The organism is Kribbella sancticallisti (assembly GCF_039530625.1).
Classification (GTDB): Bacteria; Actinomycetota; Actinomycetes; order Propionibacteriales; family Kribbellaceae; genus Kribbella; species Kribbella sancticallisti.
The window spans coordinates 13,650-39,040 of sequence record NZ_BAAAOS010000061.1; the positions used below are offsets into that span (position 1 = coordinate 13,650).

Here is a 25,391-nt window from a genome sequence, read left to right on the forward strand (position 1 = left end):
CGGGGTGGTCGTGGGCCGGCCACGCCCAGCTGGCTGGGACACCAATGTCGTGCGCCGAATCTCGGCGAGATTCAGACACGTTCCCGAACAGACCGGCCCCCCTCGCCTGCTGCCGCGTCGTGACTCGGCAGCCGAGCTGCCCGACTGCGTCGCGAACACATCACCCGAGAAAGGGATCACATGACAAGGATCGTCTCCAACCTCTGCAACCCGCTCCACGGCGGGACCGACAAGCTGCACCTGAAGCTGTACCGGATACCTCGCGCCGACAGCGCGCACACGCTTGAGTTGACCGAGCTAGCGGGGACGCCGGCGAAGATCTGACTCCGATTGGTCCGGACCCGTGCGCTGCCGCGAAATCCGCGCTGTGGCCGCCAGGCGCAAGCCCGGCGCAGCCGCGAGGAAGTCCTCGACGCAACCACGATCGCCGCCATCGCCGCTGCGGCCGGGGTATCCGTGGAATCCATCTACAAGGCGTCCGGCGGCAAGGCGGGGCTGGTGCGTGCCATCTACGAGCGCGGCCTGACCGGGCTGGGATCGGTCCCGGCGTACCAGCGCTCCGACGAGATGCGCGCCCATGAAACCGACCCCGCGACCGTCATGCGCAAGTGAGGCCTCCTGACCACCGAAGTCGCCGCGGTGGTCACGCCGATCCGCCTACTCATGCGCTCGGCCGCCGCCACCGACCCCGACATGTCGGCCCTCCTCAAGGGCAGCGACGCCGAGCGCCTCACCCGCATGCAGCACCACGCCCGTTTCCTGGCAGAATGCGCCTATCTCCCAACGGCGCAACCGTCGCCGAAGCCACCGACATCCTCTGGACCTGCAGCTCCGTCAAGCTGTACGAACTCTTCATCCTCCAGCGAGGCTGGTCGCCCCGCCGCTTCGCCCGCTTCCTCGCCGACTTCATGATCAGTTCCCTCATCCAGCACCACGAAGCGACTGATGCCTCCCCCCGACGACCCCCTGAATCCGTGACTCACGGCATCCGGCGATACGTCCGAACGTGGCTCCCCACCACGATTGTCCATGTGGCACAAGATCGCCTCGCACAACGCTCGGGTGATCGCGACCCAGAGATCACAGCCGCGAGGTCTTGCTCCTCCACCCTTCGAAGGGATGAGTCGGCAAACCGGTGGGGCGTCCGGGGCGCGTTGGCGTCAGCGCCTCCCCACGGTCGTCGCGAGCTATCAGGCCGGGGAAGCGCAGTACGCCGTAGGCGAGTTGGTCCGGATCGCTGTTGTCAGTTCTGCCAACGAGACTTCGCGGACTTCTTCGACGGACCACCGGCGCCCGAGGGTGGGCGGTTCGTCGAGGTCGAGACCGACGATGGCCACAGCATCAGAATCGGCCAATGGCTGGAGCGCTCAGACGGCAATTGGGCGCTTCGAATCGGGAACGCGCCGATCCCTTCACCCGATGTCATCAACCGCTCAGACGAGGCGGCCCGCGATGACCCGAGCCGTAAGCCACCCAGGCCAGCTGATCACGGGCCTGTCCTCCCGTCGGACCTGGCTGGATCCGTCGAACTGGAACTCGCCAAGGCGGTAGATCAACTGCCAGGTCGCAACGGCCTGCCCGGCGGATCGCGCTATGAGTTGAGGTACGACGGCTACCTTCACTGAACTGTCAACCAGGGGATGTGGGCTTCGGCAGCGGCGCCGACGGATTGGCAGTCGTCTGATGCGTCGGCACAGCTGGTCGACTGCGCGGGCGTTGAGGTGAGCCATAACCTTGGCTACCGAGCCGGCCGCATGCTCGTGTTACCAGCCGAGGGACCTCACCAGATCAGCAATGTCGGCCGCGAAGACCTTCGCTGGATCACCCGTCAAGCAGGCCAGAGGACCCTATGCCTCTAGCGACACCAGCCCGTGGATCTTGCCTAGATCCTCGGTCGATGGCCCCGGAACTCTTCGGTAGGCGGCATGCGACAGGGCTCGGCCCGATGGGCGAGGACTGTCGGGCGGGCGCACCATCCAAGGTACGGCGGACAAGTGCGTCAGAAGCCGAGGCGCAGCTTGACCGCGGCGGTGGTGCCGTCGCGGTAGGTGACCCGGACGGGCACTGGGTGATGTCCGTCGAACTCGCTGCCGGGGACCCAGAAGGCGAAGTAGCCGTTCTGCACAGAGGCCTCCACCTGGCCGCGGGTCGGGCTGTTGTAGGTCATCCCGACGATATCGGAACCGGCTCGGCCAACCGCAGACGTCAGGTACCCGTTGTTGCCGCCCCCACTGGTGCCCATCGCGGAGGGGGCAAGCTGACGCGCTCCGACGGAGGCGCCGCCGGGGCCGCCCATGGAGCCGTAGCCCTGGCGGTTGCGCGGGTTGACGTTCGTCATGCACGACGCCGTGAACTGGTCGTGCCCAGTCAGGATCACCAAGGCCCAGTCGCCACGGCGTTCGACCATTGCCGTACCAGCCCGGTTGATCTGGTCGTCCTGCCCCATGCCCTTCAAAGACTTGCGGCACTCCTTGACGGCATCGGCACGGTCTGTCGCGGACAGACCGGCCGGCTGCGCGGTCCAGGTCGCGTACGCCATGCCCCCGCCCGGCACCGGACCGCTGTCTCGCGGCACGAAGACGGCCACCGCCGCGATCGCGACCGCACTGGTGGCGACCGCTACCCGAACGAGCCTACGGCGGGTCCGGTACGGGCGAACCCCATCCGCCGGGTCGGTCGCGAGGACCCGTTCCAGCGTGGCGCGGGCCCGGGGGCTGTGGGGATCGATTTCGGTGGTGGCTGGGTCGAGGGTCTTCAGGTCGGCGAACTCGTCCAGATGCTTCATTAGGCCTGCCTTTCGGTGAGATCAGCCGGCGCGGCGGCAGGGATGGCACGGTGACCAAGCTGAGCGCGCAGAGCGTGGCGGGCCCTGGACAGGCGAAGCCGGTAGGCGACCGCCGTGATTCCCAGGACCGCCGCAGCCTGGCGCGCCGACAGGTCCTCCATCACCGCAAGGGCAAGAGCTTCCTGATGGACGGCGGACAGCCGTTCCCACGCGCGCCCCAGGTCGACCTGGCGCGCGACGAGGTCAGCGTCGTCTGGCGACCAGGCGGTCGCGGCCTCCGCCAGCCGCATCGCCAGTGCGTGCCGCCGCAATGCGCTGCGATGGGTGTTCAGGATCGTGTTCCGCACGATCCCGAACATCCAGGCTCGCGCATCCGGCGGATGCGGCGGTACGTCCTCCAGCCGCCGCCAAGCGACGAGCAACGCCTCGCCCACGACATCCTCCACCTGCGACTCCGGCACCCGTCGCTGCGCGAACCGCACCAAATCCACGAACGTCGCCTCGTACAGCGAGACGAACCGCGACTCTCGACTGACGCCGCCCAACGGGTTGCTCATAACCTCTACTTGTCCACCACTCACGCAGGTGTATCGCAACAGAGCCAGGTATTCCACCAGTAGACCAGGAAGACCTTCAGCCCGCTCATGAGCAGCGATGCTGGGCGGTACGGCTCGACACCAGTCCGAAGTCCAGAGTCAGTTCGTCCTACCGGGTGGGCCTCAGTCATGGATCCGGAGCTGCGCAACGTCGCCGAACCAATCCGACGCCGCCAACTCCCGCAAATTCTCCGACGCCGCCTCATGCTCGAGGCCGGGGAACAGCACCCGCCATCGCAGACCTGACTCGAACTCGACCACACGACCCCGCTCAACGATCGGCACGTCACAGCCTCTCCCGGCACCCGCTGTAGCACCGACTGGCGATCAGAAGAGTTCAGTCAACTAGTCGAGCCAGCATCATCCGTCGCGGCGACCAGGCTCGGATCTGGTCGCGGCAGCGTAAAAGACCTCACTGACCACTTCCCAGACATCGCGGCCGCAAGTCCTATCACCACGGCGGCCTGCCCGCTGCCGTGATCGCGGCGGCGGGCGCACTGCTCCGTGAGCGTGGGGTGGAGGGAGTCAGCCTCCGGGCCGCGGCGACCCATGCCGGCGTCTTATCGGCGGCGCCCTACCGGCATTTCGAGGACAAGCGAGCTCTTCTGCTCGCCTTGGCCCTCGCCGGCTACGACCAACTGATCACGCAGGTGAAGGCGGCGCCCCAAGTCGCGGGGAACCTTCGCTTCCATCGAAGCCCTGGTGGTGAGCTACGCGCGTTTCGCCCTGCGGAACGCGCAGCTGTACCGGCTGATGATGAGGCCGGCATCTCGGACCGCGAGCACGATGCGGACCTGACCAAGGCGCACAACGACATGTGCAACGTCCTGATCGAGGCGGTCGACGAGGCGCAACGTCGCAAGAACGTGGCCGGCAACGACCCCGTCGGTGTCGCCATGACGGCGTGGTGCATGGTTTACGGCCTGGCGACTCTGGCCGCGGACGGGAGTATCGACGGCGACGCGGTGGAGGCCGAGGTCGTGAAGAGTCTCAGAATCGTCGGCACCGGCTTGTCCGCGGAAGTGATCACCTCGCCTGCTCGACCTCGCGGTGTGAGCGATGGTTTCACTCGTCCGGATAGCGGAGTCCGATCTCGGTTCGGATCTTGTCCATCGTCTGCATGATGCCGACGGACTGGCTGGGTGGCATCAGCGGGCTGACGGTCTCGTTGGCATGGATGAGCCGTTCGACCTCTGCCGCCTGGTACTGCATGCCGCGCCCGCTCACCGGTTCGTCGTACCGGTCGAGCACCTTGCCGTCGTTGTCGAGCAGGATGACCGGGGCCGGGCCGTACCAGGTGGCCGCGATCTCGATGCGGCCTTCTGTTCCGAGCACGGTAGCGGTGTTCGGTCCGCGGGTCTCGCTGGACGAGTAGGTGGTCGAGATCGCGCCGTTGTCGTGCTGGAAGACAGTGGCCACCGAAGAGTCCACACCGGAGGCCCTGAAGGTCGCGCTGGCCTGGACGTCGACCGGTCGGCCGAGGATTTCCCAGGCGAACGAGACGGGGTAGATCCCGAGATCGAGCAGAGCGCCGCCGCCGAGGCACGGGTTGTTGATCCGGTGCTCGTCCTGCTGGGGAAGGCGCTGGGTGTGGTCGGCGTGGACCGAGCGCAGCTCGCCCAGCCGTCCGTCGCCGATCAGCGAATGAACGTGAGCCATGTGCGGGAGGAAGCGTGTCCACATCGCCTCAAGTACGACGAGTTCCTTGCGGCGACCCAGATCCGTGATCCGCTGAGCTTCCTCGCCGGTGAGGGTGAACGACTTCTCCACCAGCACGTGTTTGCCGTGCTCCAGCGCGAGCTCGGCGTTGGCCGCGTGGAAGTTGTGCGGAGTCGCGATGTAGATGACATCGACGTCGGGGTCCGCGGCAAGCTCCTCGTAGCTGCCGTACCCGCGGGCGATCCCGAACTCGGTCGCGAAGGACTCGGCGGAGGCAACAGATCGCGACCCCACCGCGACCACGCGGTGCCCGTGCAGCAACAGGTCGCGGGTGAAGATGCGGGCGACCCCGCCCGTCGCGAGGATGCCCCAGCCCACGTCTCCGGCCGAGCGGGGAGTCGGCTTCATCGAGGCGCTCACTGCTCGACCCCGTAGTCCAGGACGACCTGCAGCGCCTTCTCCGGCGTGGTGTCGAGCATCTCGAAGGCCGCTGATGCTTCCTCGGCGGGCACGATGTCGGTGATCAGGTCCCGCAGCGGCAACCGGCCGTCGCGTTCCAGGCCGAGTACCGTCGTCGACATCCGCAGTTCGTCCCAGCGGTGCTGCAGCGCGGGGGAGACGCCGGAGATCTGCGAGCCGATGATGGAGACCCGGTTGTGGTGGAGCTCCTCACCGAGTCGCACCACGGTGGCGCCGCCCTGGAAGAACCCTCCGGCCACCACGCGCGAGCTGTAGGCGACGGTCCGGACCGCCTCGTGCAAAGCCTGGTAGCTGCCGCTCATTTCGATGACGACGTCCGCGCCGCGGTTGCCGGTCACCGCGCGGACCTGTTCGGCCACCTCGTCGGTCAGCGGGTCGAGCACCATCGAGGCACCGAGACGCTGGGCCAGCTCCCGCCGGGACGCCACGGGATCGACGGCGATCACCCGGCCACCGTTCAGCCCGGCCAGCAGGGCGACGATCTGGCCCGGTACGCCGGCGCCGAAGACGGCCACCGTCTCGCCGACGTGGATGTCGGCGTCCAGGATCGCGTTGAGCGCAATGGCACCGATCTTGGCGAAGATCCCCGTGATGGGAGTCGAGCCGGCCGGCAGCAACCGGTCCTGTACCCAGTCAACCGGGCGTACGACGGATGACCGGTGACCCCAGGTGCCCCACACGAGCTGCCCGACCAGACCTTGGTCGACGCCCTCGCCAGCCGCCTCGACCCGGCCCACCTCCTCGTACCCCCATGCGTCCAAGGGATAGGAATGGGTGGAGTCGCCCGGCACGAACAATCGCCGCTCAGCATCCCACTCACTTTTGAGGTACGGGTTGCTGCCGCGGTAGGCGGTGAGCTCCGTGCCCGCCGAGATTCCGGAGTACAGGGTCTGCAGGCGCACTTCGTGCGCGCCGACCGGCTGGTCCTCGAAGTCGATGACTTCGGCCTTGCGGGGTGAGGTGAAGCGAACGAGACGTCCCACGGTCCTAGATCCTGTTCTCGGTGGTGGTGTCGATGGTCTGTAGGTCGTCGACGAGCCGGAAGAGCAGCGCCTGCTCGGGGTACAGCATCGGTGCCTGGAGCCCGATCTCGCCGAGCAACCGACCGCTGACCGCGGTCGATTCGGTCCACCAGGAAGGCGGGCCTGCGGCGGTCCGGGTGAGGGCGGCAGCGGACAGCTCGACAGGCTCGATGCGGTAGGAGACATCAGGCCGCAGCCCTGGAAGGCGGATCCGTCCGGGCCTGCCCGCAGCCGTCGTGGCCATCGCCACGAACGCGAAGATCGCGCGGTCGCCGAGCGGGCACACATATCCATGGGCCCAAAGAGCGTCGTCGCTGTAGTCGCTGTGCACCGCGGTGCCGGAGTGGATGAGTGCGCGTTCCTGTTTGTACAGCTGGACCCACGCGGCGAGCTCGTCCAGCTCCCCGGCCGACGCCGTCCGGAGATCCCACTCGATCCCGAAGTGGCCGAACAGCGCGGTGGCGGCGCGGAAGGCCAGCGAGTGCGTGCGGTGGGTGGTGTGAGCCGTTGGAGCACCTACATGAGCTCCGACCAGTTCGGGCGGCAGCAACAGGCCTGTCCATCGCTGGATCTGTTGCCGCTCGAGCGCGTCGATGCAGTCGCTGGCCCAGACGCGATCGGTGCGCTGGAGAATTTCCAGGTCCACCCGGCCGCCTCCGGAGGAGCACGACTCGATCTCCAGCCACGGATGGCGGCGGCGCAGTTCGTCCATCAGCGCGTAGACCGCTGCCGTCTGTGCGTGTACCCGAGGCGCTCCGGTACTTCGGTCGCCGGCTTCCACGAGGTCGCGGTTGTGGTCCCACTTCAGGTAGTCGATCCGGTGCTCGGCAACCAGGGAGCTGATCGCCTGCAGCACATGGTCGAAGGCGTCCGGGATCGTCAGGTTCAGGACCTGCTGATACCGCCCGCGCAGCGGCAGCCGATCGCCGGGCGCCATGATCCAGCCCGGGTGGGCGCGGGCGAGATCGGAGTCCTCGTTCACCATCTCCGGTTCGAACCACAGCCCGAACTCCATCCCCAGTTCGCGCACCGCGTCGACGAGCGGCCCGAGGCCCTTCGGCCAGACCTCGGGATCAACCTGCCAGTCGCCGAGTCCCGCACGGTCGCTCCGGCGATGCCGGAACCAGCCGTCGTCGAGCACGAAGCGCTCGGCCCCGACCCGTGCGCCGTACTGCGCAAGCTCGGTCAGCGACTCCAGGTCGTGGTCGAAGTACACCGCTTCCCAGGTGTTCAGTACGACTGGCCGCGGTGAAGTCGGGTGAGTGCCGCGGGCTCGGAGGGTGTCGTGGAACGCGCCAGCGACCTGGTCCAGCCCTTCGCCGTGCGCTGCGTACAGCCACGGTGTCGTGTATTTCTCGCCCGGTGCCAGCACAACCTCGCCCGGAAGCAGCAGTTCGCCGCCGCCCAGGACACGCAGCCCCGCCAGGCCGAGCTCGGCAAAGGTGGCGTGGTTGCCGCTCCAAGCGGTGTGCACTGCCCACACCTCTCCAGTGCGGAACCCGAAAGACGGTGTTCCGGCGGCCAGAAGGATGCTGGCATCCGAGCCCGTCCGGCCACGACGTCCTTCGCGGAGGTGGGTACCGGCCACGAAGGGATGCCGTTGAGGACTGCGCTCGCGTAGATGACGTCCGGTGAAGTCCAGCAACTCTTGTGCTTCTGATGGAACCGGCAGGACCAGTCGGACGGCGTCCACCGTGTACGCCGACTCCGGTGCGGTGTTGGTGATCGCGGCCGACAGCCGTAGTACGCCCGAGGCAAGTAGCTCCACAGTGGTGGTCAGCGCCAACTGCGCGTCGGAGTCGACGGCCTGCGCCACCAGGGTCTGCTGCTGCCCTGGTTCGCCGCTCAGCTCCCAGCCGTCGGCGACGAAGCGGCTCGAGAACGTCGTGCCGTCGCGATGACCTTCGAGGCCCGGGAGGCCCATCCATCCGGCGGACTGCTCCGGCAGTACTGAGGGGAAGCCGGCGCCGTGTAAGCCGTCCGCTCCGGTCTGCAGCTCGGCCAGCGTTCGCAGGAACGGCTCATCGGACGGTTGCAGGGTGGTCCGGCGGCCCCAGTGCAGAACCCGCGGCACGGCGGCGGACACGTCGACCACGACCGATGTCGGCCCGGCGGCCAACACCAGCGGCCGTACCGGACGGCTGTCCGTCGTAAGACTCATTCGGTGAGGTCCTGTCACTAAATACTTTCATCATGAAACGTGTAGACTGCAGGATGCCACAGGATCAGCCGGAGCGGGAGTCCCGGCTGTCCGCGCGGCGCCGGCGACCTTCTCACCCTGGGGCGGAGACATGAGCAGCGACGGCACGTCGAAGGGTCCGGGGTTCACGGCCCTTTCCAGGACGGTCGCCATCGACATCCTGGTGCACGGAGCCCGTTCCCGGGCCCAGCTCACCAAGACCATGGGGCTGTCCGCCGCAACGCTGACGCGGCTGGTCAAACCTCTACTTGAAGCGGGCGTGCTGGCCGAGACGGAACTGATCCGCACCCCTGGTCGCGGTCGCGCCTCGCTGGCTCTCGACGTGGTCGCCGAGCGCTACCGATTCATCGGGGTCAAACTCACGACGGAGTCGATCTACGCCGTCGTCACGGACCTGCGCGCGCGGATCCTGGACACCTGCGTGCTGCCCGTGAGGTCGCTGGCCGTGTCAGACATCGTGGACGCGGTGAGCGAGATCGTCGCCGGTTTCCGGTCCACCGGCCAGCCTCACGTCGACGCCGTCGGCGTCACAGTGGGCGGCGTGGTGGAGGCGGGAGAGATCGTTGCCGACTCGCCTTTCATGCATTGGCACGAGGTTCCGCTGCGAGCGCTGCTGAGCAAGCGACTCCGGGTGCCGGTGCACCTGGACAACGACGTCGTCGGGCTCACCCAGGCGCAGCACTGGTTCGGCTACGGCAAGGGGTACTCCGACTTCGCCCTGCTGACGGTGGGTGCCGGCATCGGGTACGGACTGGTGCTCAACAACACGATGATCCCGACCGGCGTGACACCGGTCAGCCATCTGCCGATCGACCCGTACGGACCGCTATGCTTCCTGGGTCACCGCGGGTGCATGACCGCTTACCTTACGTCGGACTCGATCGCCTCTGCGGTGTCCGCCGGCGTCGGCCGGCCGGTCGGGTATGACGAGGTTCTCGAGCTGGCGGGGGCCGGTGACCTGATCGCGCGCCGGGTGGTGGAGGAGGCGGCTCATGCCCTTGGTCAGGCGGCGGCCTCCATCAGTTCGCTGACCGGCGTCGAGCGCATCATCTTGTCCGGTGAAGGGATCCATCTCGCCGACGTCGCCCGGAAGTCGCTCGACGAAGGCCTGGGCCGGTACGCCGGGCCGCGTGGTTCCCGCAGCGAACTGGTGATCCGGCCGATGGACTTCATCGAGTGGGCCCGCGGCGCCGCGACGATCGCGATCCAGCGGGAGTTTCCCGGCCCGGCGCCCACTCGTTCCAGCTCGGCCGATTTTGCTTCTTGACAATCTATTCTTTTCACAGAGAAAGTAGATCAGACTCTGACGGGCCGGTGACGTCGCGACGAGTTAGCGGCGTGCCCAGCCTCCGGAAGATCGACGGAGCGCACATCGAGACGAGGAAATCGCCATGTCCGACCGTTCAGCCCCGCAGGCACTGGGTACAGCCTGATGACCTGTACGGCGGTGATTCCGCGAGTATTCACCGAGCCTCCGGCCATCGTGGGCCATCGTGGTCTGGGCGCCGGAGTGGTCCTCGGGCAGGTGGAGAACACGCTGGGCTCGTTCCTCGCGGCGGTGGAGGCAGGACTTCAGTGGGTCGAGGTCGATGTGCGACGGACGCTGGACGATCAGCTTTTTGTCGCCCATGACGCCGCCTTCGGGAACGGGGCGTTCCTCGCTGAGATGACGGCAGCGGAGGCCAGCGGCCAAGGGGCGCTGCGGATCGAGGAGCTCCTCGAGGCGTTGCCGTCCGAGGCGGGCGTTGTGTTCGACGTCAAGTCGTCGTTGGAGGATGCGGGCCGGGCGGCCGGGGGGACGACCGCGGCGTTGCTCGCGCGGATCGGCACGAGCGCGTTGAAGCGGCGCCCGACCATGGCGGCGTCCTTCGATCCGGGTGCGCTCCGGCACCTGCGGCACGAGTCGCCTGAGCTGCCCCTCGGTCTGCTGACGTGGCTGCACTTTCCCATCGGCCATGCAGTGGCGGCCGCGGCGCACCTGGATGTGCAGGTGCTCGCGGTTCACGCCGGTTCGCTGTGGCCGAACGAGGCGACCGCTCCGATCGACATCCCGTCGCTGCAGCGCATCGTCTCGCAGGTACACCGGTCTGATCGGCAGTTGCTGGTCTGGTGTCCCAGCCCTGAGCAGGCGCAGTACCTGGTGGCAGCAGGGGTCGACGCGCTCGTGGTCGACGACGTACCGGCACAGCTACGAAGCCTGACTCCAGCGGGCGCAGGCCTCCATGCCGCAGAGCTCACCGCGCGGCTAGGCACGAAACCGAGGGAGTCGTTATGAAACAAGTACCGCACCCTTCCATCGGCCCTGTATCTGTTCGCCAGTGGTCGCACGCTCGAGGTGGGACCCATCGCCGCCGGTGTGTTCATCACGATCGCACCGGTGATCGTCTTGTTCCTGGTCGCCCAGCGTCAACTGATTCGCGGCTTCATGGCCGGCGCAGTCAAGGGCTGAGGCGGTCCGATGGCCGAATCACCCGAGCACTCAGGTGCGATGGCGAAACCATCAACTGCTCCACTCCGCTGTCATCAAGCAACAACCGCATCCGGTACGGCTACGGACCCTGTCGAGACGAGGAACACTGCGATGAACCGCCGCTCCACTTTGAAAGCTGCCCTGGCACTGGCTGCCGTCGGACTCACCCTGACGGCCTGCACCGGCACGAGTGACACGCCGAGCTCCAGTGGCGATGGGGACAAGAACAAGACCATCCGCTACCTGATCGAACAGCCCGAGGACGCCGGCGCGCTGAAGAAGTTGGAGACTCACCTCGGCGACTTCGAGAAGTCGTCGGGGATCGACGTGAAGCTCGAGGCGATGCCTTCGGAGAACATGCGCACCGTGCTCCAGACGCAGTTGCGGTCCGGGGAAGGTCCCGACGTCTTCAGTTGGGGTTCTGGCCCCGGCTACGCCGGCGCGCTGGCCAAGGCCGGCCTGCTCTACGACCTCACCGATGCCTACCAGCAGTACAAGTGGCCCATCTATCCCTTCGCCAAGGAGCGGGTCACCTTCGACGGCAAGACGGTCGGCGTGCCGGGGGAGATGGAGACGGTTGGCCTGTTCTACAACGAGGATCTCTTCACGCGGCTCGGACTCGAGGCGCCGCAGAACCTGGCCGACCTGAAGGCCGCCGCCGACGCCCTGAAGGCGAAGAAGATCGTCCCGATCGGGGTGAGTGACAAGGAGGGCTGGCAAGGCGGGCACCTCCTCAGCATGGCGCTGTCCAGCGCGATCGGTTCGGACGGGATGAACGCCCTGCTGAAGGGTGAGAAGTCCTGGAACTCGCCAGAGGTGGTCTCGGCGCTGAAACTGTGGGAGGGCTTCAGCAAGGCCGGCTATCTGCCGGACACCCCGACTTCGCTCAGCTACGACGGCGCGAGCGCCCTGTTCTACTCCGGCAAGGCAGCGATGCTGCCGACGGGCAGTTGGCTGATCGGCGACATCGAGAAGAACGCGAAGTTCAAGGTCGGCTACATCCCCTTCCCGTCGGAGTCCGGACTAGGCATTTTCACCGGTGGACTGGGCTCCGGACCGTTCGTCTCGGCGACCAGCAAGAACACCGAGGCCGCGGTGAAGTTCGTCGACTTCCTTGCCTCGCCGGCGCACGCCCGCTGGATCGTGGAGAACCTCGGGACGATCCCGCCGCAGCCGGTGGACGTCGCCGGGCTGAAGCTGTCGCCGCTGCTCACCCAGACGCTGAAGGACACCTCGAAGCTGGCCGAGGGCTCGGGTGACCTCGGCTACAACATCGATGTGTTGACCACGGACGTGTTCAACAAGGCGATGTGGGACGGCTTCCAGGCGATTCTGTCCGGCCAGCAGAGTGCCGAGAAGGTTGCCGGGAACCTCGATTCAGCGTTCAAGAAGTGACCGCGTCGAGCGCGCCGAGCGTGACCCGGCGGGCGCAGACCCGGCTGGGCTTGCTCCTCGTCACGCCGTTGATGGCGATGGTCGTCGTGTTCCTCCTGGTCCCGATGGGTAACGCGGTGTACTACGCGTTCGTCGACTTCAACGGGATCAACCCGCGGCCGCCGTTCGTCGGGTTCGACAACTTCGTCGAGCTCTTCCAGGACGCAGCCGTGTGGTCGGCGCTGAAGAACAACGTCATCTGGATCGTGATCGGCACGGTCGCGCCACTGGTGATCGGGCTTGGGCTGGCTCTGCTCGTGTGGGGCGTCGGACGCGGCGGCCTCTTCTACCGGATCGCGTTCTTCTTCCCCTATATCCTTCCGCAGGTGGCGGTCGGCGTGGTCTGGGGCTGGATCTACGACCCGACCCGAGGCTGGCTGAACCGCGGCCTCGAGCTGGTCGGTCTCGGCTCACTGTCGACCGGTTGGCTTGGTAACCCGGACACCGCCCTGTACGCCGTACTGGGGACCGCCGTCTGGGCCACCGCGGGTTTCATCTTCGTGATCCTGCTGTCGGCGCTGCGCAACGTCGACAGTGACCTGGTGGATGCGTCCCGGATCGACGGCGCGGGAGCGTTTTCCCGGCTGCGGTTCGTCATCCTGCCGCAGATCATGCCGGTCTTCCTGATGGTCACTACTATCACGCTGGTGGGCGGTTTCAGCGTCTTCGACATCATCTTCATCATGACCGGCGGCGGGCCGGCGGGTGCCACGGAGGTGCTCGGCACATACGCCTATGGCAACGCCTTCCAGCTGAATCGAATCAGCTACGGCACCGCGCTGGCGCTCGTCATCACCGTGATGGCGATCCCCTTCGCCATCTGGCTCAACCGGCTGCAACGGCGGCTCTCACTTCAAGGCATGGGCGCATGAGCACGCGGGGCAACACGCTCGGACCACGGCGGCAGGCGCTGCTCGGCGGCAAGCATCTGCTGCTCGTCACCTTGTCAGTGATGATGTTGTTCCCGCTGCTCCTGGTCATCTCCACCGCGCTGAAGACCGACCAGGACGTGCGAGCCAACCCGTTCGGGCTGTTCTCCTCGGTGTCGAAGGACAACCTGGTGACAGCCTGGACCGTGGGCAACTTCGGCGACTACGTGCTGAACAGCTTTCTGCTCTCGGTGCCGAGTACGATCCTGGTGGTAGTGCTGTCCATCCTCGGTGGGTACGCGTTCGCCCGGCTTCCGTTCCCCGGCCGCTCGATCGCCTTCTACCTGGTCGTGCTCGGCCTGCTCGTGCCGTTCTTCACCTACATGATCCCGCTGTACTTCCAGCTGCGCGGGATGGGACTCCTGAACAGTTTGGTCGGTGTGAATCTGGTACTGGCGAGCACCGGGCTGTCGTTCGGGACCTTCTTCATTCGGGCCTTCTTCACCGACCTGCCCACCGAGATCGAGGAGGCGGCGCGTATCGACGGCGCGTCGGAGTGGCAGATCTTCGTCAAGGTGATGCTGCCGCTGGTCACCTCGGGTGCGGGGGCGCTGGCCGTCTTCACGTTCCTGCAGAACTGGAACAACTTCCTGGTTCCGCTGCTGTACCTGCCGGGCGGCGAGTACCGGCCGTTGACCACCGGCCTGTACCTGTTCCTCGGCGGTCGCTCCATCGACATCGGCCCGCTCGCGGCCGGCGCGCTGATCACGATCCTTCCGGTGATGGTGCTGTTCGTCGCGATGCAGCGGCAGGTCACCCAAGGCTTCCTATCGGGCGCTGTTAAGGGGTGACCCTCCCCATCCCGTTTTCCTTTCCGACCCGCTGATCAGAGGATGACTGTGCACGACGTACTGGACCCCCGTGACCTTGTTCCGGACGAAGCAGAGCAGTTGGCGCACAGTGGATATCGCGTGGGCGCGCTGCAATCCGAGGCGCGGGTCGCTGCGGATGAGGGTGATCTGTCCCGGCTGGCACGGATCGAGGAGGAGCTGGGCCGGCTGGAGCAAGATCCGGCCTGGGGTTTCGAGGAGCCCGATGACGACGCCACCTTGCTGGCCTTGGCCGAAGCGGCCCCTGTGACCGAGGTGGATGGCGCCTGGCTCCGGGATCGGATCCGGGGCGCCTGGCTGGGCCGCACGGTGGGGAACACGCTGGGCAAGCCGGTGGAGGGACTGAGCCGCGGAGAGCTCGAGATCTACCTTCGCGCGGCGGGTCACTGGCCGCAGTACGGCTATCTGCCGTTGCTGGATCCGCTGCCGGTCGGGGTGTCGCGGCTGCATCCGTCGGCTGCGATCGCCTCGGCCGGACTGTTCACCGACGTGCCGCGCGACGACGACATCGACTGGACGATCCTGGGGCTGCACCTGGTGGAGCGGTACGGCCGTGAGGTCACGACCGAGCAGATCGCCGCCGAGTGGCTGGATCGGGTGCCGTTCACGCAGACCTACACGGCCGAGCGGGCGGCGTACCGGAACTTGATCCACGGAGTCCGTCCGCCGGCGACCGCGACGTACCGGAATCCCTACCGGGAGTGGATCGGGGCTCTTATCCGGGGTGACGCCTTCGGATATGTGAGCCCGGGCGACCCTGGTGAGGCGGCTCGGCTGGCGCTGACCGATGCCCGGCTGACTCACACCGCGAACGGGATCTATGGGGAGCTGTGGGCAGCGGGACTCACGTCCGCGGCTCTGGCGACGGGGTCGGTCGCGGACGCACTCCGGCAGGCGAGTGTCCTGGTGCCGGGCTCCTCACGACTCGCCGCGGCGCTGCGCGGCGTACAGGATCTGTTCGACAAGGGAGCCACTCACACCGACGCGTTGGACTGGGTGGATGCTGAGCTCGGATACCTGCCGTGGGTGCACACCGTGAACAACGCCGCGCTGATCGCGATCGGCCTGCTGTGGGGGGAGCGGTTCATCGACGCCGTCGGGATCACTATCTCCGGTGGCCGCGACACCGACTCGAACGCGGCGACCGTTGGCAGTGTGTACGGGGCGGCGCACGGTGCGGGCGGCGTCCCGGCTGACCTGGTCGGAACCACCCACGTGCACGTGCGAAGCGCCGTACGGGACTTCGACCGGATCACCATCGACGAGCTGACCGAGCGAACCGTGCACCTCGCTGAGGACTTCATGGCCGAAGCCGGCGGGCGGCTGATCGGGTAACTCTCATGCGCTGATCGTGATTGATCGCGTGGTGGAGGACTTGGTCGTTGGGATCCTCGGTGTCGGCCTCACATGTTCGTGCCGGGCGGCGTTGTACTGGGTATGAAGCGAATCGTTGAACCCAAGGTCTTGTACTTCGGCACGCCGGTCGTGATTATCAGTTCTTGCAACCCGGATGGAAGTACCAATCTTGGGCCGATGTCGTCGGCCTGGTGGCTCGACTACACGGCGATGTTGGGGATGAGCGGCACGTCTCAGACGGTGCGGAATCTGACTGAACGTTCCGATTGCGTCCTCAATCTGGTCGATCCTGCCATGGTGGCCGCGCTGGACCGGATCGCGTTGCTTACTGGGTGCCGCGAGATGTCCGAGGGCAAGCGTGCTCGTGGCTACCGCTACGAACCCGACAAATTCGCCGCGGGCGGGCTGACCCGGGCCCCGGCCGACCTGGTGGACGTGGATGCGGTGCGGGAGAGCCCCATCAATCTCGAAGGCCGGGTCGTGGCGATATACAAGCTCGGTGGTCCTGACTCCAACCTGTGCAGCCTGGAGGTGACGGTACTGCGTGTCCACGTGCGCGAGGACTTGTTGATGAACGATGACCGGTACTTCGCCGGTGGTGCTCCGGCGCATGAGTCCTCCCTGGCCCGCGGCTGCCAGAAGCTGGACGCGGACGGCATGCAGCTGCACCGCAAGGCTGTGTCCGCTACTCATGCCGGGCTGGGCCATTTCGGGGTGGAGTTTCAGCGGACGTTCTCGTCGAACACGCTGCGCGGTGCGCACCGCGACTCGCGCTCGTCGTGAAGACGCTAGCCAGGCAGCTCCGCCGCGCTTGAGGCGACTCGTTGGCCGATCGGGGTCGGGGTCTGCAGTCGTCGTGTCAGCGCGAGGAAGATACCGGCAGTGACGCAGGCCCCGGCGACGGCCAGGATCAGTGGCCGGTAGCCGATGGTCTCGGCCAGGATCGCGCCGCCGAGTGGCGCGCAGGCTTTCGCGATGAGGACTGGTGTGGCGAGGGTTCCGGCGATGGTGGCGTAGCCGGTGGAGCCGTAGCGGTCCAGCAGGATGGCGGGTGTGGCGATCGATGCGACACCGAACCCGAGCCCGAACAGGACCAGGCAGACGATCGCCCCGGCCACGTGACGGCCGGCGAACGGAAGCACCGAGATCGCGGCGCCCTGAATGACAAGGATGGCTGCAGCGATGGTGGCCATGGGCAACCAGCGCAGCGACAAGGTGGTGACCACCCGCCCGGTTACCGACAGCAGGCCGAGCAGACCGGCCAGGGTCGCGGCCAGTGCCGGCGGGTGGCCGAGGGTCGTGAGGTAGAGCACGAGATGGATGGCGATGACGGCCAGCGCCGCGCTGCGCAGCACGAAGGCCGCAGCGAGCAGCCAGAAGCCAGGATCACGCAAGACCCGTCCCGGCGAAGCTGCCTGATGGGTCCGGGCTGCCAGGTGGTGCCGTGGTGCTGTCCTGCGGACCGCCGTCGCATGCAACGGCACGGTGATCAAAGCGAGGACGCCGGCCAGGATCAACAGGGTTTTGCGCCAGCCGTAGACGCCGATCAGGTGCCCGGTGAGCGGGATGAAAATCGAGCTGGCGAATCCGGCGACAAGAGTGATCCCCAGCAGCGCCTTGGTCCGGCTGGCCGGGGCGGTGACGGCGATGACGACCGCACAGGCCGGTCCGTACAACACCATGGCCGAGGCCGCACCGATCACCACGAACACGCCGTACAACTGGGCGACGGTGTGGACTTGTGACCAGCCCAGGATCCCGGCGACGCCGACCAGCGATCCGGTGGTCATCAGGGCATGCCCGCCGCGCGCGTCGAGCCACCGCCCGACTGGCACCGACATCAGCCCGGAGACGAGAACCGCCGTGGTCAGCGCGCCGGCCGCGGTGGCGGTGGAGATACCGAGGTCACGGCTCATTGGGTCGAGCAGAGCGCTGAACGAGTAGTACAAAACGCCGTAGCTGACGGTCTGGGTGATGGCTAGCGAAGCGACCAGCCGGCGCGGCACGCCGGTCGTGGCTGGATCCATCAGCTGCAGCAGCCCGACTCGGCAGTGGTGGGCTTGTCGTCGATCACGGTGAGCAGGCCATCGCTGATGCCGGTCGCGAGACCACAGCCCGCCGGCGCGGACAGCTCGACTGCTTGCGGCGCGGGGCCGCAGCAGCCACCGGACGCTTCGTTGCTGGACGTGGGTGCGTCGGCGAGGTTGGTGGAGCAGACCCCGGTCTCGGGCAGGTCGAGCTGCACGTCGCGGGCGGCGTCCCAGTCACCGGCCAGGCCTGCGACCACGGAGCGGGCCTGCTCGAAGCCGGTGGCCAGCAGGAACGTCGGCGCCCGGCCGTAGGACTTCGCGCCGACGGCGTAGTACCCCGGTTCGGGGTGGGCGAGTTCGTCGACACCGTGCGGGGGCACGGTTCCGCAGGAGTGCTGGTTCGGGTCGATCAGTGGCGCCAGCGCCCGCGTGGATCCCAGGATCGGATCGAGGTCGAGGCGCAGTTCGCCGACGATGTCGTGGTCGGGACGGAACCCGGTGGAGTTCACGACCGTGTCCGCGACGACGCGCCGCTCACCGGCGAGCAGTTCGACGCGACCGTCGCTGGTCTGCTCGACGGCCTCGATCCGGAAACTGCTGACCAGCTCGACCCGGCCAGTCCGAACGAGGCTCTGCAGACGCGACCCCAATGCTCCGCGGGCGGGGAGCTCGTCGGCGTCGCCGCCGCCGTAGGTGCGGGTCTGGTCCGCGCCGCGCACAACCCACACGACCTCGGTACCAGGTACCTGTTCGGAGAGCTCACCGAGATCCAGCAGCGTGGTGGCGGCCGAGTGCCCGGCGCCGACGACCGCACTACGACGTCCCGCGAACCGGTCACGGTCGCGCCCCAGGACATCAGGCAGCGCCCGGGAGACTTGAGCCGCAGCGGCGGACTCGCCGCGTGCCGGGATGCCGGATCCGCCGAGCACGTTGGGGCGCCGCCAGGTCCCGGCAGCGTCGATCACGGCCGCGGCAAGCAACTCGGACCCATCGACCAGGCGGACCAGGAACGGCGCGTCCTCGCGGCCGGCGGTGCGGATCCGGTCGAACCCGACCCGCGTCACGGCCGCCACCGGGGAGTCGTAGAGGATCTTGTCACTCAACTGCGGGGTCTTGGCCAGCGGCGCGAGGTAGGAATCGATCAGGTCGCCACCGGTGGGCAGGATGCCGGGGTCGGGCTCGGTCCAACTGCCGGCCCGCTCCAATAGGCGGCGCGCGGCGCTGTCGATGCAGTAGCGCCACGGGCTGAACAGCTTCACGTGGCGCCATTCGTCGATCGCAGCGGCCACGCTCGGCCCGGACTCGAGGACGACGAAGTCGAGGCCACGTTCGGCCAGGTGCGCGGCGGCGGCCAGGCCGATCGGACCTGCACCGATGACCACGACCGGCAGGACGGAAGCAGCGACGCTCATGGTGTTTCTCCAAGCTGTGCAGAGTTGTTGATGAGATGGTCCACAGTCGCCACAACAAGTCTTGTCGCGGCGAGCAAGGTGCGGGCTTCGACCCGGTCGGGGGTCTCGGCGGGTGTCTGGTAGCCGGGCATGCCCCTGCCGATTCCGATCGCGGGCACGCCGCCTGCGGCGTAGCGGCGGTTGTCCGAGGCCATCGAACCGGCGCGCACGGCACACCCGTGAGCCGACCGGCCTGATCGACCGCGGCCAGTAGCGGTTCGGCGCCGCCAGCCCGTCGAATAGACAAGCGCCCAGCATCAGCGCCTGACGACCTCTCTTATTAAACGGGCGATCATATTCAGGAGACCGTGATGGTCTTCTTGAAGAAATGAATCCGATGATCGGAATTGTCAAGCCATGCCCTGGACCTACTACCATTAACAGCGCTAAGGAGTCTGTAGGCGCCCGCGTCGTAAGGATTGTACGTGACTGATTCGCCCCGTTCGAAATACACCCAACCGCCCGTGGAGGCGCGATAACCCACGGCCTGACCGCTAGCCATCCAATTGAGGCCGTCGTCGGCTCTGTCCCATGTCATTGGGCCGACCTGGCCGTCGACGGGAAGGTCGTACCGGTCCTGCCACAGCTTGGTCGCGTCGCGGGTAGCGGGCCCGAACTGCCCGTCGATGCCAGACTTGGCGAGGAGATCTTCGGCGTACAGGATTGCCTGCCACATCATCACCAGGTCGGTGTTCCAGGAGTCAGCGCAGCGGTAACACAGCGAGTTGCCCAGCTCGCCGAAATGATCACCCCAGTCGTCGGCCAGCGTCATCAGGTCGCCGTCGGCGAAACTACTGCCGAACGCCCCGGTGTTGTGGTGAGCCTGGGCGGTGCCGGCGACCATCGAGCTGCTCAGGCCGGCGATCACCGCGATCAAGAGAAGGCGCAACACACGCCTCCGTAGAGAGCCGATTTTCCGCACCAGTGCACCTTTTCGTAGATGACTTCCTCAAGGGACGGTATGCAGCGCCACCGCCACCACCTGCCCTCGACCGTTCACGCAGCCTCGCCCGGTGCGCGACGATCCGTCCAGGTGTTTCGGCCCACACCGAACGTCTTTCTCCCGGAACCCGGGGCGAAACGGGTGAAATGCAGACCCCGGGCCGTCGCCCACCCCGCGCCACCACGAGGTGTGATCGCGTCCCGGCCGGCGGGAACGAACAAGCCCAAGGCTGCCGAATCGACCAGCAGCACCACGAGCCCACCATCACCAGCCGGGACACGACCGCCATACGACACCGAAACCCTGCCGCACGTCAGGCGGACAGCCTGCGCCGCGCATGCACCCGCCAGCCCGCCGAAAGACAGGCGCCCAACATCAGCGACGACCTCTCCATTTAGACGGGCGGTTATATTCAGCCGACCGTGATCGTCTTCTGGAAGAAATGAATCCGGTGATCGGGACTACTAAATACTGCACTCCCCCCACTGCCGTTAACAGCGTAGTCAAGCTCGTAGGCGCCCCAGTCATAGGCGTCATCGCCCCGGTAGGAAGACACCCAACCGCCCGTGGAAGCGCGATAACTCACCCATGTACCGCTATACGTCCAACCGAGGCCTTCGTCGGCTCTGGCCCATGTCATTGGGCCGACCTGGCCGTCGACGGGGAGCCCGTACCGGGCCTGCCACCGCTTGGTCGCGTCGCGGGTAGCGGGCCCGAACTGCCCGTCGATGCCAGACTTGGCGAGAAGGCCCTCGGCGTACAGGACCGCCTGCCACATGATCACCAGGTCGGTGTCCCAGGAGTCAGCGCAGCGGTAACACAGCGAGTTGCCCAACTCGCGGGCATGATCACCCCAGTCGTCGGTCACCGCCGTCCCGTCGCCGTCGACGAAACTACTGCCGTACGCCCCGCTGTTGTGGTGAGCCTGGGCGGTCCCGGCGACCATCACACTGCTCAGGCCGGCGACCACCGCAATCACGAGAAGACGCAACACACGCCTCCGTAAAGAACCGATTTTCCGCACCACTGCCCCTTTCCGCAGGTGACTTCCTCAAGGGACGGCAGACAGCGCCACCGCCACTGCCATCACCTGCCCTTGACCGTTCGCGCAGCCTCGCCCGGTGCCCGACGATCCGTCCATGGGTTTCGGCCCACACCGAACGTCCCCCAGAAACCGGCGCGAACAGATGCACCCCGCCCGTCGCGAGGCGGATCGGGTCCCGGCCGGGAGGAATCGAACAAGCCACGGGGTCGCCGAATCGACCAGCAGCACCAAGAGCCCACCATCACCCGGCCGGGACACAACCGCCGACGACACCGGAACCCTGCCACGCGTCAAGTGGGCAGCCGGCGCCGCGCATGCACCCGCCAGCCCGCCGAAAAGACAAGCGCCGCAACATCAGCGCAGGAGCTGCACAGCCACCAACGTGCCAGCCTCATCGTCACCAGCAAACCCTTCGGGCTGGGGCGAAGTCCTCGGCGACGACGTCGTCGCAGCCGCGATCGACAGGCCCCGGCCACCACGCAGACGTCGCCGCACTCAAAGCCAACTCCCACCGCCTCACGAACCGAGACTGAACCGTCCCGGGTTCGAAGCGATCTGAACCTCCAGGTATCAGGCACCAGAATCCAGAATCCACACGCCACAGAACTCAGGACACACCCTGCTGAAGGTCTACTTGACCGAGCGTCATGCGAAACCATCTCCTTGCCACCTCGCCGACGAGGACCGCCGACCTAGTTGGCAGAGGCACTGGGCACTGGACCGTACGAGCATAGTTGCTGGGTAGACGCTCGGCGGCGACTGGACTACTCCGCAAAGTTCCACGGGCATGCCGCGCCCAGCTCGCGATGCAGCCGCTCGGCCGCAGCGGTTGCTGCAAGGCTTGGCGTTGCCTATAGCAACAGATCTGTCAATGGGCTAACGGCTGCCACTACCCGGGGACCAGTTGGCCGGGGTGCAGCCGAGTGACGCACTGCGGTTTGGCGGCGAAGCCCGATCCACCGCTGTGAGGTGCTGTCGAGCAGCGCACGCCGGCGGAGGGGGTCTACAAGCCGTCACCGCGCATGCATAGACCATCGACACGCGGTCTGACCGATCCCGGGGGCGCGGTCAAGCCAGGCCGCGCCCCCGGCTAGCGCTCCGCGCGGGTCGGAAGCTTACCTCGAACAGTCCCTCCTCGACCCCAGCTGTGCCTGAAGAGAAGCCCTTACACCACAGTGAGCTGCATGTACCCGTAGGTGAAGCGCGAGCTTTCGGGTACGAGGCAGAACAGTTTCTGCCCAGGTTGCAGTCGTCCACCGTTCAGCAACTCCTCCAGCATGACGAATATTGAGGCCGAGCCGGTGTTGCCCTTATAGGGCAGATTTGTGAACCATTTATCGTCAGGGATCTCGAACCCGCGCTCAGACATGACATCGCGAGTCGGCTTGCGGAAGTATTCTGACGAGTAGTGTGGCAGAAACCAGTCATACTCCTCCGCCTGGATTCCCCGGCGCTTACGCACGATTTCCAACGTTTCGCCAAAGAGTGGTGCGATCATGTCAGCGAGTTGTCTCACGTCTTGCCTGAGTTGGAAATGACCGCCCTCGAGTGCGGCGCGCGGGTTGCGCAGCTGCAGCCAGCCAAGCAGTGTGCCGTCTTTAAACTTCTCGGCACCGAAGTACGTACATGGGTCCGCGAGGTGCGCCATCGAGATGATCTCGACCCAGTCGATCCGTAGAGAGACGGTCTCACCGAGCGGCTTGTCGGTGATCAGTACAGCCGACGCGGCGTCAGAGAGCATCCAGCGTAGGAAGTCGGCCTCGAAGGCGACGCTGGGATTGGCGCTGAGGCGCTCGACGTCACGATCATCGCTTGCTGACCGCGATTCATAGTTCTCCGCGAGAAGAGCGGCCGAGGGGAGCTCTGAGGCCGTTGTAACAGCGTTCGTGGTAGTGCCCGAAAGCACGCTGAGGTAGCCGTACTTCAAGGCTGTCAAACCGGAGCAGCACACGCCGCTGGTACTCACTGTCTCGCACGGCGGGGAGCCAAGCTCGGCATGCACCATTACTGAGTGGTTGGGCATCATCTGATCAGGCGAACTCGTGCCACAAGAGAGACACTCGAGATCCTCCAGCGAGAAGCCGGTGCGCACGCACAGGGCGTTGATCGCCTCGACGGTCAACTCGCAGTTGGTGTGCGTCATCTCGCCACTCGCTCGGTCGAGCGCGTAGTGTCGGGTCTTGATCCCGTTGCTACGTAGCACGAGCGCTCTTGAACGTGACCGAGCGCCGTCGACCTGCCCGAGCAAGTGCTCGAGTTCATCGTTGCCGATGGGATCGTTCGGCAAGAATGCACCTATGCCGGAAATGTAAGCTGCCATGGTGTTGGACCTCCACTTGTTGGGGAACCTGAGGAATGGCGCGACTGCGAACTTCTGCTACACGACTTGTGCGTAGCGAGCCAGGCGCCGGGTGAGGACCCTTTTGAGCACTGGAGTCAGTACTGCAGATATCGTCAGCACAATCGGCAGCAGTAGCATCAGCAGCAGCACGAACAGCCAGATGACCGGCAGGCGAATGAGGTTCCCAGGGCCGCCGCACAGGCGCGCAAGGCGTGCGAAAACCATCATGCAGCCGACGCCGATCAGTTCTGGGAGGAGCGACGCAACGTTCACCGTCGCGGTCCTCAGCCCTGTCAACAGCGGCGTCGGCGTGGCCTCCGCCCAGCGGTCGGCGGCTTCTAGTAGGCGCGAGCCGAAGCGGCCCAGCTTGTCTATCTCGGTGCGGGCAACTCCGCCTGCAGGGAGGAAGGCAATCTTGTCGCGCCTGCCGGTGAGCATGATTCTAGGAGCGGTTATGTAGGTGAGGAGCGCTGAGCCCTGGTGCGTGACGACAATGCTATCCGTGTGGATACCTCCGGCTGCCGCAATGAGGGCGCGCATCTTTGCCTGAGCACGCTGCCACATCTGGCGACAGCACGTCACGGTGATCACCCTGGTGCCGCGCATTACCTCAGCATGACGGGTTGCGAAGAATGCCTGAATCGGCAGCGACGGTGACAGAAACCACACTTGCCAGCCGATGAGTATGAGATCGAAGCGTTCGGTCGCATCCAAGTCCAGTTGCGCGAGCGCTGGCGGCTCGCCACTTACAGCTTCTGGCATGCAATCGAAGAATTCCCGGGCCCTCCAAGGAAAGGGGTACGCCGGGGCGCTATCAATCCGGCGCCATGTAATTTCGACGTCGCGCATCTCCAGCGGTCGGACCAACGCTTCGAGCGCACGATGTACGTCGCCGGATTGAGAGTAGTAGACGATAAGCACTCTCTTCGCGGTTCCCCCAGGCGCCCGCTGCGGAATCTGGGATTGCTTTGTATCGTCCGGGTACTCCGTCGTCATGCAGATCCTTCCGGCAGATTGAGACATCGAAGAAGCCGACCGGTTGACCTCCTGGTGGTCACGTCGCACCTAAGTTTGCGGGCGCTGAGGTACTCAAGCGGTATGGGCAGGTAACCGAGCCTGACCGGGATCAGTACCTGCAACGCTGCGGCGCGGAGAGATCGGCACGGCTTGTGGCAGTTCCAGCGTGAAAGGTGAGTCGACGCGGATGCATTCGGTCTTGTAGGCCGATGGTGCTCTCGTGGAGTGCGTTTGTCGTAGGCGCGGCCATCCCCGTCGACCGTCTCAGGCGCGGAGGTGGTGGAGGTCTCGGTGAACTGCGCAAAGGGGACACTGGCGGATTCAACCGGTCGCTGGAACCCCGGCTTGTTGCGCCGATTGTAGGAGCTCGTTCAGCGCTTCTGCTGGTGTCTTCCGGGTGGGTGTCTTGCGGGGTCTGCTGTCGAGCGTGACCGCAACGGCGTCGATCTCTTCGGCGGTCCAGCGTGACAGGTCGGTGCCTTTGGGAAAGTACTGGCGCAGCAGGCCTTTGGTGTTCTCGTTCGTGCCCGGTTGCCGGGGACTGTGCGGATCAGCGAAGTAGACAGCCATTCCGGTCTGGATCTTCAGCTCAAACATGTCGGGAGAGCTCTTTGCCGCGGTCCCAGGTCAGCGACTGGCGCAGGCATTCGGGCAGGCCGGTGATTTTGGCCGCAATGGCAGCCTTCATGGCCTCGGCTCCGTAGCCGGCCAGGGCTGGGCCGTTCTGACCCGTGGTTCGATGCCCTAGTACTACAGCCGGAGTTCGTGATGTGCGGCGTGGGGGCGTGACGAGGCGCGGCCAC

Annotated in this window: 24 protein-coding genes and 1 pseudogene; 10 read left to right on the forward strand and 15 right to left on the reverse strand. The window is 66.3% G+C overall.

Annotated elements, in window-relative coordinates; all coding sequences use genetic code 11:
* Positions 1-180 precede the first annotated feature (180 nt).
* A complete protein-coding gene (locus tag ABD255_RS38275) occupies positions 181-324 on the forward strand; it encodes a hypothetical protein (protein WP_344221707.1) in 144 nt (47 codons plus the stop codon).
* Positions 325-330: 6 nt separating this feature from the next.
* Entirely contained in the window at positions 331-612 is a 282-nt protein-coding gene (locus tag ABD255_RS38280; RefSeq protein WP_344221708.1) for a TetR family transcriptional regulator, read from the forward strand.
* A 578-nt stretch (positions 613-1,190) separates the two neighbouring features.
* On the opposite strand, the gene ABD255_RS38285 is transcribed toward ABD255_RS38280, so the two are convergent.
* The 4 genes from ABD255_RS38285 to ABD255_RS38300 form a co-directional block, all read right to left on the reverse strand.
* Positions 1,191-1,337: a hypothetical protein gene (locus ABD255_RS38285; protein ID WP_344221709.1), complete on the reverse strand. Its 147-nt coding sequence runs from the start codon at positions 1,335-1,337 to the stop codon at positions 1,191-1,193.
* 662 nt (positions 1,338-1,999) lie between these two features.
* Positions 2,000-2,785, reverse strand: coding sequence for a hypothetical protein (locus ABD255_RS38290; protein WP_344221710.1), 786 nt, complete (start codon positions 2,783-2,785; stop codon positions 2,000-2,002).
* Positions 2,785-3,342 (reverse strand): RNA polymerase sigma factor, encoded by a 558-nt coding sequence (locus tag ABD255_RS38295; RefSeq protein WP_344221711.1) that lies wholly within the window; start codon positions 3,340-3,342, stop codon positions 2,785-2,787. The genes ABD255_RS38290 and ABD255_RS38295 overlap by 1 nt, the downstream gene beginning before the upstream one ends.
* Positions 3,343-3,504: 162 nt before the next feature.
* Positions 3,505-3,666 (reverse strand): hypothetical protein, encoded by a 162-nt coding sequence (locus ABD255_RS38300; protein WP_344221712.1) that lies wholly within the window; start codon positions 3,664-3,666, stop codon positions 3,505-3,507.
* A gap of 191 nt (positions 3,667-3,857) precedes the next feature.
* On the opposite strand from ABD255_RS38300, the gene ABD255_RS38305 reads away from it, so the two are divergent.
* Positions 3,858-4,505, forward strand: a complete 648-nt coding sequence (locus ABD255_RS38305) for a TetR/AcrR family transcriptional regulator (protein WP_344221713.1) — start codon at positions 3,858-3,860, stop codon at positions 4,503-4,505.
* Here ABD255_RS38305 and ABD255_RS38310 read toward each other — a convergent pair.
* From ABD255_RS38310 to ABD255_RS38320, 3 genes are read right to left on the reverse strand one after another with little or no spacing between them, the layout of a single operon-like run.
* Positions 4,447-5,448 carry a Gfo/Idh/MocA family protein gene (locus ABD255_RS38310; protein ID WP_344221714.1) on the reverse strand — a complete coding sequence of 334 codons (1,002 nt, stop codon included), beginning with the start codon at positions 5,446-5,448 and terminating at the stop codon, positions 4,447-4,449. The two genes, ABD255_RS38305 and ABD255_RS38310, sit on opposite strands and share 59 nt — an antisense overlap.
* Before the next feature lie 8 nt (positions 5,449-5,456).
* Positions 5,457-6,503 (reverse strand): zinc-binding dehydrogenase, encoded by a 1,047-nt coding sequence (locus ABD255_RS38315; RefSeq protein WP_344221715.1) that lies wholly within the window; start codon positions 6,501-6,503, stop codon positions 5,457-5,459.
* 4 nt (positions 6,504-6,507) lie between these two features.
* The gene (locus ABD255_RS38320; RefSeq protein ID WP_344221716.1) at positions 6,508-8,703 is read right to left on the reverse strand and encodes an alpha-galactosidase; all 2,196 of its coding nucleotides are present in this window, start codon (positions 8,701-8,703) and stop codon (positions 6,508-6,510) included.
* A gap of 130 nt (positions 8,704-8,833) precedes the next feature.
* Here ABD255_RS38320 and ABD255_RS38325 point away from each other — a divergent pair, with 130 nt between their 5' ends.
* From ABD255_RS38325 to ABD255_RS38355, 7 genes are all read left to right on the forward strand, one after another.
* Positions 8,834-10,009: an ROK family protein gene (locus tag ABD255_RS38325; protein ID WP_344221717.1), complete on the forward strand. Its 1,176-nt coding sequence runs from the start codon at positions 8,834-8,836 to the stop codon at positions 10,007-10,009.
* A gap of 180 nt (positions 10,010-10,189) precedes the next feature.
* Positions 10,190-11,017, forward strand: coding sequence for a glycerophosphodiester phosphodiesterase (locus ABD255_RS38330; protein WP_344221718.1), 828 nt, complete (start codon positions 10,190-10,192; stop codon positions 11,015-11,017).
* Positions 11,018-11,323: 306 nt separating this feature from the next.
* A complete protein-coding gene (locus ABD255_RS38335; protein ID WP_344221719.1) occupies positions 11,324-12,607 on the forward strand; it encodes an ABC transporter substrate-binding protein in 1,284 nt (427 codons plus the stop codon).
* Complete coding sequence (locus ABD255_RS38340) at positions 12,604-13,518, forward strand: carbohydrate ABC transporter permease (RefSeq protein WP_344221720.1); 915 nt, start codon at positions 12,604-12,606, stop codon at positions 13,516-13,518. The genes ABD255_RS38335 and ABD255_RS38340 overlap by 4 nt, the downstream gene beginning before the upstream one ends.
* A complete protein-coding gene (locus ABD255_RS38345) occupies positions 13,515-14,366 on the forward strand; it encodes a carbohydrate ABC transporter permease (protein WP_344221721.1) in 852 nt (283 codons plus the stop codon). The genes ABD255_RS38340 and ABD255_RS38345 overlap by 4 nt, the downstream gene beginning before the upstream one ends.
* A 42-nt stretch (positions 14,367-14,408) precedes the next feature.
* Complete coding sequence (locus tag ABD255_RS38350; RefSeq protein ID WP_344221722.1) at positions 14,409-15,740, forward strand: ADP-ribosylglycohydrolase family protein; 1,332 nt, start codon at positions 14,409-14,411, stop codon at positions 15,738-15,740.
* 102 nt (positions 15,741-15,842) lie between these two features.
* Positions 15,843-16,544: a flavin reductase family protein gene (locus ABD255_RS38355; RefSeq protein WP_344221723.1), complete on the forward strand. Its 702-nt coding sequence runs from the start codon at positions 15,843-15,845 to the stop codon at positions 16,542-16,544.
* A gap of 5 nt (positions 16,545-16,549) precedes the next feature.
* On the opposite strand, the gene ABD255_RS38360 is transcribed toward ABD255_RS38355, so the two are convergent.
* The 8 genes and pseudogenes from ABD255_RS38360 to ABD255_RS38395 form a co-directional block, all read right to left on the reverse strand.
* Positions 16,550-17,788: an MFS transporter gene (locus ABD255_RS38360; RefSeq protein ID WP_344221724.1), complete on the reverse strand. Its 1,239-nt coding sequence runs from the start codon at positions 17,786-17,788 to the stop codon at positions 16,550-16,552.
* Complete coding sequence (locus ABD255_RS38365; RefSeq protein WP_344221725.1) at positions 17,788-19,203, reverse strand: FAD-dependent oxidoreductase; 1,416 nt, start codon at positions 19,201-19,203, stop codon at positions 17,788-17,790. The genes ABD255_RS38360 and ABD255_RS38365 overlap by 1 nt, the downstream gene beginning before the upstream one ends.
* Positions 19,200-19,412 (reverse strand): hypothetical protein, encoded by a 213-nt coding sequence (locus ABD255_RS38370; RefSeq protein WP_344221726.1) that lies wholly within the window; start codon positions 19,410-19,412, stop codon positions 19,200-19,202. The genes ABD255_RS38365 and ABD255_RS38370 overlap by 4 nt, the downstream gene beginning before the upstream one ends.
* A 128-nt stretch (positions 19,413-19,540) precedes the next feature.
* Positions 19,541-20,164 carry a peptidoglycan-binding domain-containing protein gene (locus ABD255_RS38375; RefSeq protein ID WP_344221727.1) on the reverse strand — a complete coding sequence of 208 codons (624 nt, stop codon included), beginning with the start codon at positions 20,162-20,164 and terminating at the stop codon, positions 19,541-19,543.
* 433 nt (positions 20,165-20,597) lie between these two features.
* Positions 20,598-21,179 (reverse strand): peptidoglycan-binding domain-containing protein, encoded by a 582-nt coding sequence (locus ABD255_RS38380; RefSeq protein WP_344221728.1) that lies wholly within the window; start codon positions 21,177-21,179, stop codon positions 20,598-20,600.
* Between the two features lie 1,216 nt (positions 21,180-22,395).
* Complete coding sequence (locus ABD255_RS38385) at positions 22,396-23,550, reverse strand: beta-ketoacyl-ACP synthase III (protein WP_344221729.1); 1,155 nt, start codon at positions 23,548-23,550, stop codon at positions 22,396-22,398.
* Between the two features lie 57 nt (positions 23,551-23,607).
* Positions 23,608-24,567, reverse strand: coding sequence for a hypothetical protein (locus ABD255_RS38390; protein WP_344221730.1), 960 nt, complete (start codon positions 24,565-24,567; stop codon positions 23,608-23,610).
* A 342-nt stretch (positions 24,568-24,909) separates the two neighbouring features.
* Positions 24,910-25,391, reverse strand: a pseudogene (locus ABD255_RS38395) (IS30 family transposase); the annotation flags it as partial.